Genomic DNA, 12,648 nt, shown 5'->3' on the forward strand with positions numbered 1-12,648 from the left:
TAGGATAATCCTGAGCTCAGGAAGATCACATATATGTGAGGAATCGGCCATGTTGAAAATCGGTACCTTTTCCAAGTTGTCCAGGCTCAGCATCCGCATGCTGCGCCGCTACGACGAGCTGGGGCTGCTCCAGCCCGTCCACACCGACCCGTTCACCGGCTACCGCTACTACCGCGAGGAGCAGCTCACCACGGCGGGGCGCATCGCCGCCCTGCGGGACATGGGCTTCGGCCTGTCCGCCATCGGGGCGCTGCTGGAGGACGGCGGACGGGAGGAGCTGGACCGCCGCCTGGCGGAGCAGCAGCGGGCGCTGGAGGCCCTCCTGGCGGAGACGAGGCAGCGGCTGCGCCTCCTGGACACGGCCCGTGCACAGTTGAGAAAGGATGAAAGCACCATGGAATACAGCGTTACTCTGAAAAATCTGCCCCAGCGGCGGGCGGCCTGCGTCCGCATGACCCTCCCCAGCTATGAGGCCGAGCACCAGCTCTGGCAGGTGATGGCCCGGGAGACCGCGCCCTTGAGCCTCCGGCTGGAGGAGCCCTGTCTCTGCTCCGTCACCTATTACGACGGGGAGTACCGGGAGCGGGAGGTGGATGCGGAGGCGCAGAAGACGGTCCGGGGAGACTACCCCGACACGGAGCACGTCCGCTTCCGCACCCTGCCCGCCGTGACGTTTGCCTCGGCCACCTTCCGGGGGCCCTACGACAAGATCCGCGCGGCCAACGCCGCCGTGGCCGCCTGGGTGCGGGACAACGGCTATGCCTTTGACGGCCCGGCCTTCAATATTTACCACGTCAATCCCAGCGAGACCGACGACCCGGAGGAGTACGTCACCGAAGTGTGCTACCCGGTGAAAAAGCGGGCGTAACACTTCATGCGCACAGGATCTGCCATGAAACGATGCAAAGGCTCAGGCGCATGAAGTGATTGCGCATGTGGGCGGTCCCGGCCCATGCGCTGTCATCTCATGACCATGCCGCGGTAAGAGGCCCAGGCTTATGCCTGGGCCTCCCGCTGTCAGCCCTCGTAGACCTCCTTCGCCATACGCAGGGCGGCCCAGGCCTTGGGCCATCCCGCGTAAAAGGCGGCGTGGGTGAGTATTTCCGCCATCTCTCCGGCGGTGACGCCGTGACGTTTGGCGTTGGCAATGTGAAATTTCAGGGAGCTGTCCAGAATGCCGCCGGCCATCAGGGCCGTGACGGTAACGATGCTGCGGTCGCGGGCGGAGAGAGCCTCCTCCCGTGCCCACACCTCGCCGAAGAGCACGTCGTCATTGAGTTGGGCGAATTTGGGGGCAAAGCCCTCTAGCTCGTCCCGGCCCGCCGTTATCTTTTGTTCCATAAAAGACCTCCTACTGATTATCTGTCCCGCCGGTCAGTGCCTCCAGAGCCCGATAGGCCGCCGCGTCCACCGGCTCACACCACTCGTTTTGGGAACCCTCCCCAGGGACCTCGACGGCCAGGTGCTGAAAGGCGCTGTCCACTGCCGCCCCGTGCCAGTGCTTGACATTGGGCGGGATATTCACCACGTCGCCGGGACGGAGCGCCCGGGGAGCTTCGCCCCACTCCTGATACCACCCCCGTCCAGCGGTAACAAGCAGAATTTGCCCGCCGCCGCGGGCGGCGCGGTGGATGTGCCAGTGGTTGCGGCAGCCCGGCGCGAACGTGACGCAGCCTACGGGTACCTGCTCGGTGGAGAGCATATTCAGATAGCTGGCGCCGTCAAAGTAAGGGGCAAAGGCGGTGTTCTCCGCCCCCGCGTGGAAGGGGCTGGTGCGGTTGAGCTCTTCCGGTGTCATGGTGCAATCTCCTCTCCGGCCAGGCGGATATTCCACCTGCGGTTGTTTGCTCCTATTTTAAGCCGGGCTGGCTTGACAGGGAAGCGCCGATTTTGTACCATGGTATCAACCAAAAGTTTGAACGGAAGGGAGGAGCGGCCATGTTCAACCCCCAATTGGCCACCTTTGTCTGCGTGGCCGACTGCGGCAGCTTCAGCCAGGCGGCGGAAAAGCTCTACCTCTCGTCCACGGCGGTGATGAAGCAGCTCAACGCCCTGGAGCGGCACCTGGAGCTGAAGCTGCTGGAGCGCACAAGGCGGGGGACCGTCCTGACCCCGGCGGGAGAGGTCATTTACCGCTACGCCAGACAGATGTTCGCCGACTCGGACCGGGCGCTGCGGGAGGCGCGGGCGGCCGCCCAGGCGGCCCGGTCTGCCTTTTGTGTGGGAACCTCCATCCTCAATCCCTGCCGGCCCTTTATGGACCTGTGGTACCGCTTCTGCGGGCACTTCCCCGGCTACCAGCTCCACCTCGTCCCCTATGAGGACGACCACCAGGGGATTTTGGGAGAGATCGGCGCCCTGGGAGAGAAATTTGACTTCCTTATCGGTGCCTGCGACTCCCGTCAGTGGCTGGACCGCTGCAATTTTCTCCCTCTGGGGGAGTATCGCCACTGCATCGCCGTCCCCCGGGGACACCCCCTGGCGGGGCGGAAGGGGCTCACCCTGGCAGAGCTGCATGGGGAGACCCTGATGATGGTGAAGCAGGGGGACTCCCCTTCAGTAGACCGGGTGCGGGCCGCAGTGGAGGCCCATCCGCAGATCCATATTGAGGACACCCCGCAGTTTTATGACATGGAGGTGTTCAACCGCAGCGTCCAGACCGGCCACCTGCTGATGAGCCTGGACTGCTGGACGGAGGTGCACCCGTCCCTGGTGACCCTTCCGGTGGATTGGAACTTCACCATCCCGTACGGCCTGCTCTATCAGCTCCGGCCCGGCGCAGATGTGGCCCGGTTTGTGGCCCTAGTCCGGGGGGACGGCCCCGCATAAGAAGACAGCGCGCCCGCCGGATTTCCGGTGGACGCGCTGTTTGGCCAGAAGGGGGACACGGGCTCCGCCTCATAGTCCGGTGCGGTAAAGGGGGATGACGTTGATGACGGGCTCCTCATAGGGGTGGGCCCGCTTGACGGCCGCCACGGTCTCCTCCACGCGGTCTGTCCGGCAGGTAACCTCCACCTTGAGCTCTGGCGCATGGCATACCTCACCCACCCTGCCCAGATAAGGGGCGGTGCCCGCCAGGGGGCGCCAGACGCCGATGACAGGGCTATAGGAGAGACAGCGGTCGTACCGGCCGATATGGCCCGCGTCCACCGACCACAGGGCCTGCTGAACGGCCTCCAGGTGGCTCTCAGGGAGATAGATTTCCAGCTTGCAGAACTCAAATTCCATGGCCCCTCACTCCTCCCGGTATTCCGGACACTGGTAGCGGGGCTTGCCCCGGCTGGCCCTGCCGTACTCAATGGCTCCGGCAGGACATCCGCAGATGCAGGCCATACAGTGGGTGCACCGGTCCCCCCACACAGGGCGGCCGTCCCGGAGGCGGATATTGTTTTCCACACAGACTGCGGCGCATTTGCCGCAGCCCACGCAGGCGCTGGTGGAGCGGAAGGGGCCGGCCTTGATGATAAAGCGGTAAAAGAAGGCGTTCACCGGTCCAGATTTGAGCTTGTCGATCGCTCCGCGCCGGACGGGCGGGAGGGACTCGCCCCGGCGGATGCGCTCCGCCCCCTCCTCCAGCCCCGGCACCGCGGCTGCCACGATGGCGTGGGCCTCCTCCGGCCCGGGAGCGCGGAACAGGGCGATGTAGTTCTCCGGCATGACAACCGGCAGAACGCCGCGGTAGGTGAGGCCCATGTCCCGGCAAAGGGCCTCCAGCCGGGGGATGGGATCGCCGATTTCCGCCCCGCAGGTCATGACAAAGTAGGCGTCCCGGCTGCCCGAAAACCGGCCGCCGCGGAGCAGGGCCTCGAAAATGCGGGGGAGCTGCCAGCCGTAAGTGGGAGACACAAAGACCCACGGGGACCGGGAGGTGAGGGCGGGGAAGCGGTCGTCCCGCAGGAAGGGAAAGGCGTCCACCGCCTCATCCCCCAGCCGGTGGGCCAGCCATTTGGCGCAGTAGCGGCTGTTTCCGGTGCCGCTGAAATAGAAAATCATCAGGAACGCTCCTTTTATAAACGGTTATTTCATTTGCTCCAACACATCCGACTCCCAGCGGTGGAGGGCCGCAAGCTGCTCCGGTGTGTGGAACCAGTGCTCGCCGCCCTCCAGGACGGTGAGTGCTCCGCCGAACCGGCGGGCGAAGTCCTCTACCGCCGTCCGGCGGAGCATGGCGTCCCCGGAGGCGTACAGCAGGGCGGTGGGAGTGGGCCAGCGGGACACCGGATGGGCGCGGACATACTGGAGGTAGGGCCAGGAGAGGGTCTCCCCGAAGGGAGTGTCCAGCTCGCCGGCCGCCTCCAGTTGGGCTTCGCTGACGCCGGCCCACCCCATCATGTCTCGGATGAGCCCCTCCATGTCCACCACCGGGGAGACGAAAAGCGCCTGCTCCAGACGCTCCCCGGCGAAGGCCAGCAGGGAGAACCAGGCCCCCAGACTGGTGCACCGCAGGGCGGTATGCTGCCACCGCCCTTTGGCATAGCCCAACAGCGCCCGCAGCTCGGGCGCTGCGTGCCAGGGGTCCAGGGGCACCCCGTCCCCGCGGCGTGCCCCGTGCTCCGGCAAGTCGGCCGCCAGTACCTGCCAGCCCCGGGGACAGGCGAGGGCGGCAAAGTCCGCCGCCTCCTCCTTGCACCCGCCCTTGCCGTGGACATACAGCCAGACCCGGTCGGCGGGCGGACCATAGAGGGAGGCATTCAGCCCGGCCGCCTCCAGCTCAGTTAGTTCCATCGCTTCCTCCTCGTGTGCCCAGCAGCTTTACCGGGCAGGATACTCTATTATAACACAAACCTGGAGAAAATGCTTGACTTTGACGCTGCGTCAACTGCTATGCTGTAGAAGAAGGGGGGAATGCAGGATGGAATATTCCATTCAAGCCCTGTCGCGCCTGTCCGGGGTGACCACCCGCACCCTGCGCTGGTACGACGAAATCGGTCTTTTGAAGCCCAGCCGGGTGGCGGAGAGCGGGTACCGCTATTACGGCCCGGCGGAGGTGGACCGGCTTCAGGACATCCTCTATTACCGGGCCCTCGGGGTGGAGCTGGCCCGGATCAAGAGGTGCCTGGACGACCCCTCCTTCGACCGGCTGGCCGCCCTGCGCAGCCATCTGACCGCCCTGGAGGCGGAGCGGGCGCGGCTGGAGGGCCTGATCCGGTCGGTACGACAGACCATCGGAGCCGAAGAAAGGAAGGAAATCATGGACGATAAGCAGAAATTTGAGGCATTCAAACAGCGGGTTGTGGACTGGCACCAGGAGACCTATGGGGCAGAGGCCAGAGGCCGATATGGTGACGCCGAGGTGGAGGAGGCCCAGACTGCGGTTTTGAACCTGACCCCAGAGCAGTACCAGGAGTGGACGCGGCTGGGTGGGGAGCTCCAGACCGCGCTGGAACGAGCGGTGGCCTCCGGCGCTTCTCCGGAGGGGGAGGACGGCCGGGCGGCTGCGGCGCTCCACCGCCGCTGGCTCACCCTCACCGGCAACCAGTACGACCCCGCCAAGCACCGAGGCCTGGCCGAGCTGTATGTGTCTGACCCCCGCTTTACCGCCTACTATGACAGGGCTGTGCCCGGCTGCGCCCGGTTCTTACGGGACGCAGTAGCCTGCTGGGCGGAGAGGCTGTGAAAGGGCGGAGCGCCGCGCAGCTGCGCGGCGCTCCGCCTTATTCCAGCTCGTCCAGGCGGTCCTGGAGCTCGTCGGCCAGATCCTCCAGTGCCTCGTGGCGTTCTCCCCAGTCCTCATAGGCATCGCTGTCCATATCCTCCGGCTCGAGCTCGTCCAGCTGCTCCAGCACAAGCTGGATCCGTTCCAGGCAGGAGAGAAGTTGAGCGCGGTCCATGCCGTCCAACTCTGGCTGTCCGGGAAAGGCTGGAAAATCAAGCGTGTCCCCCATCCGGGTGCCTCCTTTCGGCTCTATGAAGTATGACGATTATACCACAGCCGTTCTCTCATGAAAACATTGCAGGCGGGATTTCTTTCCGACAAGCAATGGAATACCGAACGGCGGAGTAGACACCAAAATAAAAAAGATGCGTCTCCCAAAGCCGTGTGACGCAACACGTTCCATAATCGTTTCCGTCTCTTTTTGAAGAGTGCGTTCACTCAAAAATGCTCTCATGATCTTCTTGATAACGTTCCCTTGAATTTCGGTCAAAAATACAGTATAAACTTTTCGCAAGTCTATCATAAAGTTCTCTCGTATAAAGCAAAAGTATTATTGCAAGTAGCTTCTTATTCAGCGTGACTATGATTTTTATTGTACTACATTACGACGGATTTTGCCGCCCCAATAAGACTATGGGGGTTGTTCCCAAAACATACAAGTAACTTTATCGAAGGGACGATTCTCATGAGCAGCAGGCAAAAAAGCATCAAGCCGATGTCAGTAGGAGTTCGAATCCCACCCATTACACGTTTTGACCTTTGAATTTGCTCTGTTTGTATTTGACTGGTGGCATAAGGCGTTTTATATAGGAAAGGCCGAGACTTTTCTAGCAAAAAGGATTTTAGACATAAAATGGCCCTACCTGACCAGAACAAGGATAACCATTTGTTCTGGCCAGGTAGGGCCATTCAATTGGACCCGCCTAACGAGGCAACGACTCTGACAGGCTTTGAAAGATAGCCCGGTTGTGAAGAACCGCCGATGAATCCGGTTTACAGGCGGCGGCCAGTTCATTGAAGGTTTCCGCTCTTTTCTGGTCGCCCAGATGGCTGTAACAGACGCACAGCTGGATACAGGGGAGATAACCATAGCAGTCCGGAGAGACAAAGCCGCCCCTGCGATCATCCCGGGCGCAGGTCAGAGCCAGAGCGTACCAGTAGGCAGCCTGCTGGTACCGCTCCTGCCGGAGGAAGCAGTTTCCGATCTCACAGCAGACCTCTGCCCTGGGTCGGTCGTAGGTGAAGCTGCGAAATAACGCAGCCAGCGCCGCTTGCTCATGGCCCAACTCCTTGTGACAGTAAGCGCAGTGGCAGCATGCGTCAATGTTGTTCTCCACCCAGCCCTGGCCTTCTTCCAAAAATCGCTCAAAGACATCCAACGCCTCCTCCCAGCGATGGTGGTAGTAGAGCTCACGGCCGTAGTAGAACTGCTGACGGGGTTCCAGCTGTTTCCCAGCAGCCAGTTGGGCCTGGTAGATACGCAGGTTCCGGTCTGGGTCGGAGGGGCGGGTCTTGCGGTGGGTGACGGCGAAATCCGAGTACAGGACATTCCCAACCGGCGTGACAACCTCGTGGACGGCTCCTACCCAGCACATCCCAGCCCGGTTTTTGATTAGCCTTTCCCGGTAGTAAGAGAAGGTCACGCGGCCGCGTTCGTCAAAGCCGGTGTGGTAGGGGGCCATGACCACCGAGACAGTTGGGTCCAGAGTCTCTTTTAGGTTGAGAAAAGCCTTCTGATCCTCCTCCAAAAATACGTCGTCGGCATCCAGCCACATGCAGTAGTCCATAGACGCATGGGAAAAGGCTTCGTTCCGGGCGGCGGAAAAGTCATCCTGCCAGGGAAAGTCAAAGATTTGATTGGTAAAGTGGGTGGCAATCTCCCGGGTCCGATCGGTGGAGCCGGTGTCCACAATGATAATCTCGTCCACGAGGCCAGCCACACTCTTCAGACAGCGCTCCAGCACATCTTCCTCATTCTTTACAATCATACACAGACTGACGCTTATCATAGTGGCGCTTCCTTTTGATTCATCATGATATTGTTTCCGCCGGTTTTTACCGGCGGCACTCAGCTCAGACGGATGATGGTCAGAGAGGCCCCCGCGCCGCCGCTTACCAGAATGGCGGTTCCGGCAATTGTGGTAAAGAGCTGCAACGTAATGGTGGAGTTTGCGGGCAGGGTGACCTTAATCTGGTTTTCAAAGTTAGAGGTTGAGACCACCGGGTTGATGGTAGAGGGGATGCTGTTCACCCCGTTGATCACCAGCCGGGTTCCCATCAGCAGGGCCACAGTGGTATTCACATGGTAAGATATCTGATAGGTGCCCGCCGTGGCCACGGTAAACACCGTGTTCCCGGTGTTGGCCGTGATGTCGGGGGACAGAACTTGGGCGTTGGGCAGGGGGATTGGGCTGCCCCCCAGCGCCACCAGAACGCTGCTGCCCTGGGTGTTGGCGGCAAAGCCGGCGGTGGAGGTAAGGTTGGGACCTGTGGCTCCAGTGGGACCGGACGCCCCCGTGGGACCGGTGGCGCCGGTTGGACCCTGCATGGGGGAGGCTGTCAAAGCGCCCTGCATCTTTGCTTTCAGAAAGAGCTGGTTCTGCGCCGCGGTTTCCAGCATACTGCGGACGCTCTCATTGGCGGCCAGCACGTCGCTGACTGTGGCGGGAGGGCCGCTGAGACCGGGCAGGGTTCCCAGAATATATTGCAGTTTCTCTCCTTCAGCGTTGAGAATATGGCTCAGGCCGAGTTCTTCCATCGCAATAGAAGAGAGAATTTGATTAACTGCGTCTTCCCGTTCAATGGGGGGATTCACTACGGGAAAGCTAGGCAGAGACATTATCGGGAATCTCCTTTCAAATTGAGAGGTACATACTAATATGCACCGGTGCGCTGGCGGGAGCGAGGCACTCCAAAACGTCGCGCTGGGACATTCTATGTATCTTCCAGCCAACAGGTTCCCGGTGGAACAAAACTGCCCCGGATGTCATAGGGTAAGACGGCGGCATGGATACCCTGCCGCACATCTTGGACCCGGCCCCGCCGGGACGAACTATGGAGTTTTAATATGTCTATGCCCTCCTTTCCACCCAACGGGGCGGATATGACCCAAGAGGAAGCTCTGACCATGATTATCGCGTCCATTGCCATGGAAGAGCTTGCCCTGAGTCATATTCTCAACGCTGAGGGTGAGAAACTACAATATATCCTGGGGACTCTGCCCGGCACAAGCCCCTGTGCCTGTCCCCATGACGTGCTGGCCGTCAACAAAAGCGTCACCGCCCTTGTTGAGGCAGTGACGCAAAACCAGATGCTGTTGAAAAACAAGCTGGCTCAGGTGCTAGAGTTTTGCCCGCTTCCATCGCCCCCGCCGCCAGCTTGTAAGCCGGAGCCGGGACCTACGCCCTGTCCTTCCCCTTGCCGGCCAGATCCCTGTGTGTCCCAGTGTCCGGTGTCCTGCTCCCCACCCCATCTAGTGTCTCATCAGGTACTGTCCTGTGAAAAAAGCGCTGTTCAATTAATAGGACTGCGGGAGAGAATGCTGTGGAATCCGGACTGTCGCCTGTGCTGGAGACAGCGAAGCCGTTCAGGAAAAGATATCTGTTTGGACGAACGTACCCCTGCTCAGATTCAGCTTGATCCAGGGAAAACCTACGCAGTCCAATACGCACTGAATGTCTGCGCTACATCACCGGAAGAGGGGACAATTCTCCTCAGACAGTCGCCCTGTGGTGCGTTTACAGATGCGCTGCCTCTGCATTTTTCCATAGGACACCCGGCACACGGCCAGCAGACATTGCACTATGTCTCTGTAATGCACCCCTGTATAAACAATGGATACAGCGTGAAGCTGTCCCTGATGCTTGACGCCAAAGCGCCTCTGTATGTGGAGCAGGCAGTGATGGATGTGGTAGAGCTTTGATGACATGATTGAGCATTTTAATAGCATGTAACGGCTCTGCCGGGCACAAGAGAATCCAGTACAAAGGAGATAAAACGAATTTTGCTGCCGGACAAAGAATGGCTGGAAAGCCAGATAAAAGCAGGTGTTATATTATGAGCGGAACCTCATGATAACCTCCGGCTTCACCTTGGATCGAGAACGACAGAATATACCTTACGGTAAAAATGACCATACAGCGTCCATCCTTATTGACCGCAATCGCTGTCAGAATGACCGCATTAGTTTGCTGATAGTAGCCGGAGAACCCACGTGGTCTCAGTTATATCCTACACACGCCGGATGGATACGCCGGCTAGATACATCTCGATCAGGGTTTCTTCACACTGCTCTCCCGGCAGCGACAGCTCACAATGGCAACCGTTTTAAAGGAAATCCCCTTGAGCTTGGGCACCTTGAGGGCGACTTCACCGGAAGTGGTAATGAGGCTACGGCTACAGTGGCCGCTGCGGTAGCCTTAGCGCTGTTCATTGCGCTCGTACCGAGAGCTTCTCCGCCTTCGACTTCCAATAACTCGTTGAGGGGAAACCTCCACGCTACCTCGCACCAATTCCTTGTAGGACTCTTAATTACTCCCTCATTTAGTTGTAAAATTTTTGGAACATGGTTTACAGACTTCTTTTGGGATGCTGTGTCGCAATTTCATTCTACGAGAGGCCTGCAACCCTTGTCTCATCTGATCCCTTTTTCAATGTGTGCATTTGGCTCATCTTTTCTGCGAAACTTATTTTACCTTATCCACCGCCAAGGAATGGTGAACAGATGAAGCAAAAGCACTATAAAGGACAGAACTACAGGGAATGAAAAAAGCCGCCTGTTACCTCCGGGTATCGTGAAATCAACAGGCCGCTTGATTTTGTTTTTGTGTGCCTTGGTCAAATGAGGAGAGGGTTGAAACGCTCTGTCCCTCCAAAACTGGATTTCGTATCTTCCCAAACCATACTTTTTGTGTTGACTTCTTCTGAAACTATCCGAAATAGCAGAAACACCGCACTTCTCAGTGTTTTTGCTTATATATCTTGGAAGAGACGGTTAAAACCAATATTTATGAGTACCTGTTTCTTCCTCAGTCGAGACAGCATTACCCCTCAGAAGTGGATTTCAAGCGCGGCTTGGCCTCCTGCATCGAGGTTTATAATACACAGTGAATCTTATCGCACATTGCAAAACTGTACGCCATGTCGGGTGGAAGATGTATTCATGAGCAACACATCTCGATGACACTTTAAGAGTTCGAATCTCGTCGTATACACGTTTTACACTTTAATTTTACGCTGTTTGTATTTGATTGGTGACACAAAATGTTTCGCATAAAAAGGTCAAACCTCTTGCAGTCTAAGGAGTTCTGGAATGAAATGACCCTACCTCCTCTGAACAATGTCAGTCATTTGTTCAGAGGAGGTAGGGTCATTCAGTATGGTGCGGATGACGGGACTCGAACCCGTACGGCCATGGGCCACTAGCACCTCAAGCTAGCCAGTCTACCAGTTCCAGCACATCCGCATATTGTCGTCTCGAAAGACTGCTAGATTATTATAACGAGCCGTTACGGATTTGTCAACTGGAATTTTCCACTCCGCACCAGAAAAAGCAAAAAGATCGAAAAAAGGAGTTGACAAGTGGGGGGACAGATGGTAATATAATCTTCGCGCTGCAAAGAGCGCTAAAGATGCGCGAGTGGTGGAATTGGCAGACTCGCTAGATTCAGGTTCTAGTGTGCATTACGCACGTGCGGGTTCAAGTCCCGCCTCGCGCACCATGTCGGAGCAAGCTATGGATCGCTTGCTCCGACTTATTTTATATGTCAGAGCGCGCTCACGCCGCTGCTCCTCCTTTCCAAACCGAACCAGCTTACGCTGGGCTTCGGTTTGGGGCCGCCCTGCGGGCGGCTTTTTTCTTGTCGGTTTTAACCGTCTGCTCCAAATTTGAAAGCCACGTCTTAGCCAATTGAGGCTGAGACGTGGTTTTTAAATTTGTAATACCTCCATGATATGCTGGCAATCAGTCATGCTATAGAGGTGTTTTACTACAAAATATTATCTGGATTTTGCAGGCGAAAGGAAAAGATTTAATTTTGGAATCAGAGGATATGGCATGTAGCTTGTAAAAAGAGCGGAAATTGATTACAATTAGCATATAAGCAATTTTGGAAGGATTTTCTGTCAACATAAAGGGGGCATGGTCGGATTGACTAAAATTACATCTGAACAGCTTCAGCGGCATAGTAACACCCACACCGCCCGGTCTGGTGATGACCGGGACGCAGTTACAATGCTCCAGGCATTTTTGGGCTCGGACGGAAAATCAGTGAGAGGTTCTCGACTGAAGACACATGGCCTAATACGGATGGGACGTTTGAATTAGTCCCGTCTCCAGAGGTGTCTAGGCGGCCAAAGCGGAGCTTTGTGATCCAGAGTAAGGGAACCTCGACCCCGCAGATATCGCTGGACGGCGCTGTCCACTATCGGCTACGGGATCTTGCCTTCCCTGCATATGTGGCTTTGGAGGTTACGCTGGACCCCGGTATCTTGTTCCTGGTGTTAAATACGGGGAAGCGAGGGCAGGAGCGCGTATTCTGGAAGTACATTTCCCCCAGGTTTCTCGCGTCGCTCGATTTTAGCAAGGACTCCGCGGTGATCCGCTTTACCGGCGGGGACGAGATCAAAAACACGGAAGAGTCTGGGGATGACTTCGTCTGTAGCTGGACGGGATCTCCAACGACCACTCCTTGGGCTTTCGGTCGTCCCCTTTCAGTTGGCCTATACAGTCTCTATTCACAAGGCGCAGGGCCTCGAGTACAATTCCGCCAAGGAGGTCATCCCCAGCAGCAATTCCGAGCAGATCTCCCACGGCATTTTCTATACAGCCATCACCCGTGCAAAGGAAAAATTAAAAATCTTTTAGAGTGCGGATACAATCAATCAGATTATCGACGGGTTCGGCAAGGCGGCCGGCGGCCGGTTGGGTCTGAATATCATCAAAACACAATTTCTGAATGCCGAGGCAGCAGGACCGCCACCCGTGTAGGTTT

At 57.8% G+C, this 12,648-nt stretch carries 14 protein-coding genes, 2 tRNA genes and 1 pseudogene; 6 read left to right on the top strand and 11 right to left on the bottom strand.

Features of this window, described 5'->3' with window-relative positions; all coding sequences use genetic code 11:
* The first annotated feature begins 49 nt into the window (after positions 1–49).
* Positions 50–868, top strand: a complete 819-nt coding sequence (locus HMPREF0372_RS09535; protein ID WP_039997136.1) for a MerR family transcriptional regulator — start codon at positions 50–52, stop codon at positions 866–868.
* Between the two features lie 149 nt (positions 869–1,017).
* Here the strand turns inward: HMPREF0372_RS09535 and HMPREF0372_RS09540 are convergent, their stop codons facing one another.
* Positions 1,018–1,341, bottom strand: coding sequence for a carboxymuconolactone decarboxylase family protein (locus HMPREF0372_RS09540; RefSeq protein ID WP_007491511.1), 324 nt, complete (start codon positions 1,339–1,341; stop codon positions 1,018–1,020).
* 10 nt (positions 1,342–1,351) lie between these two features.
* A complete protein-coding gene (locus HMPREF0372_RS09545; protein WP_007491513.1) occupies positions 1,352–1,798 on the bottom strand; it encodes a cupin domain-containing protein in 447 nt (148 codons plus the stop codon).
* A gap of 140 nt (positions 1,799–1,938) precedes the next feature.
* On the opposite strand from HMPREF0372_RS09545, the gene HMPREF0372_RS09550 reads away from it, so the two are divergent.
* Positions 1,939–2,829: a LysR family transcriptional regulator gene (locus HMPREF0372_RS09550; protein WP_009261411.1), complete on the top strand. Its 891-nt coding sequence runs from the start codon at positions 1,939–1,941 to the stop codon at positions 2,827–2,829.
* 69 nt (positions 2,830–2,898) lie between these two features.
* Here HMPREF0372_RS09550 and cutA read toward each other — a convergent pair whose 3' ends face one another.
* From cutA to HMPREF0372_RS09565, 3 genes are read right to left on the bottom strand one after another with little or no spacing between them, the layout of a single operon-like run.
* Positions 2,899–3,228: a divalent cation tolerance protein CutA gene (gene cutA / locus HMPREF0372_RS09555; RefSeq protein ID WP_007491516.1), complete on the bottom strand. Its 330-nt coding sequence runs from the start codon at positions 3,226–3,228 to the stop codon at positions 2,899–2,901.
* A 6-nt stretch (positions 3,229–3,234) separates the two neighbouring features.
* Entirely contained in the window at positions 3,235–3,993 is a 759-nt protein-coding gene (locus tag HMPREF0372_RS09560; protein WP_007491518.1) for an EFR1 family ferrodoxin, read from the bottom strand.
* Between the two features lie 24 nt (positions 3,994–4,017).
* Positions 4,018–4,725: an alpha/beta hydrolase gene (locus tag HMPREF0372_RS09565; RefSeq protein ID WP_007491519.1), complete on the bottom strand. Its 708-nt coding sequence runs from the start codon at positions 4,723–4,725 to the stop codon at positions 4,018–4,020.
* A gap of 127 nt (positions 4,726–4,852) precedes the next feature.
* Between HMPREF0372_RS09565 and HMPREF0372_RS09570 the strand changes: the two genes are divergently transcribed.
* Entirely contained in the window at positions 4,853–5,617 is a 765-nt protein-coding gene (locus HMPREF0372_RS09570) for a MerR family transcriptional regulator (RefSeq protein WP_007491521.1), read from the top strand.
* A gap of 37 nt (positions 5,618–5,654) precedes the next feature.
* On the opposite strand, the gene HMPREF0372_RS09575 is transcribed toward HMPREF0372_RS09570, so the two are convergent.
* From HMPREF0372_RS09575 to HMPREF0372_RS09590, 4 genes are all read right to left on the bottom strand, one after another.
* The gene (locus tag HMPREF0372_RS09575) at positions 5,655–5,885 is read right to left on the bottom strand and encodes a hypothetical protein (protein WP_007491523.1); all 231 of its coding nucleotides are present in this window, start codon (positions 5,883–5,885) and stop codon (positions 5,655–5,657) included.
* A gap of 36 nt (positions 5,886–5,921) precedes the next feature.
* Positions 5,922–6,179 (bottom strand): hypothetical protein, encoded by a 258-nt coding sequence (locus HMPREF0372_RS09580; protein WP_007491525.1) that lies wholly within the window; start codon positions 6,177–6,179, stop codon positions 5,922–5,924.
* 400 nt (positions 6,180–6,579) lie between these two features.
* Positions 6,580–7,665 (bottom strand): glycosyltransferase, encoded by a 1,086-nt coding sequence (locus HMPREF0372_RS09585; protein WP_007491529.1) that lies wholly within the window; start codon positions 7,663–7,665, stop codon positions 6,580–6,582.
* Positions 7,666–7,724: 59 nt separating this feature from the next.
* On the bottom strand, positions 7,725–8,495 hold the full coding sequence (locus HMPREF0372_RS09590; RefSeq protein WP_039997140.1) for a BclA C-terminal domain-containing protein: 771 nt from the start codon (positions 8,493–8,495) through the stop codon (positions 7,725–7,727).
* A gap of 765 nt (positions 8,496–9,260) precedes the next feature.
* Between HMPREF0372_RS09590 and HMPREF0372_RS20590 the strand changes: the two genes are divergently transcribed.
* Positions 9,261–9,578, top strand: coding sequence for a hypothetical protein (locus HMPREF0372_RS20590; RefSeq protein ID WP_226907703.1), 318 nt, complete (start codon positions 9,261–9,263; stop codon positions 9,576–9,578).
* A 311-nt stretch (positions 9,579–9,889) separates the two neighbouring features.
* Here the strand turns inward: HMPREF0372_RS20590 and HMPREF0372_RS21425 are convergent.
* Both HMPREF0372_RS21425 and HMPREF0372_RS09600 read right to left on the bottom strand, forming a co-directional pair.
* Positions 9,890–10,211, bottom strand: a pseudogene (locus HMPREF0372_RS21425) (transposase); the annotation flags it as partial.
* 823 nt (positions 10,212–11,034) lie between these two features.
* Positions 11,035–11,120: transfer RNA gene (locus HMPREF0372_RS09600), tRNA-Leu, on the bottom strand.
* A 168-nt stretch (positions 11,121–11,288) separates the two neighbouring features.
* On the opposite strand from HMPREF0372_RS09600, the gene HMPREF0372_RS09605 reads away from it, so the two are divergent.
* Both HMPREF0372_RS09605 and HMPREF0372_RS09610 read left to right on the top strand, forming a co-directional pair.
* Positions 11,289–11,376: transfer RNA gene (locus HMPREF0372_RS09605), tRNA-Leu, on the top strand.
* Positions 11,377–12,302: 926 nt separating this feature from the next.
* Positions 12,303–12,521 (top strand): ATP-binding domain-containing protein, encoded by a 219-nt coding sequence (locus HMPREF0372_RS09610; protein WP_007491538.1) that lies wholly within the window; start codon positions 12,303–12,305, stop codon positions 12,519–12,521.
* The last annotated feature ends 127 nt before the right edge of the window (positions 12,522–12,648 follow it).

This window comes from Flavonifractor plautii ATCC 29863, assembly GCF_000239295.1.
Lineage (GTDB): Bacteria > Bacillota > Clostridia > Oscillospirales > Oscillospiraceae > Flavonifractor > Flavonifractor plautii.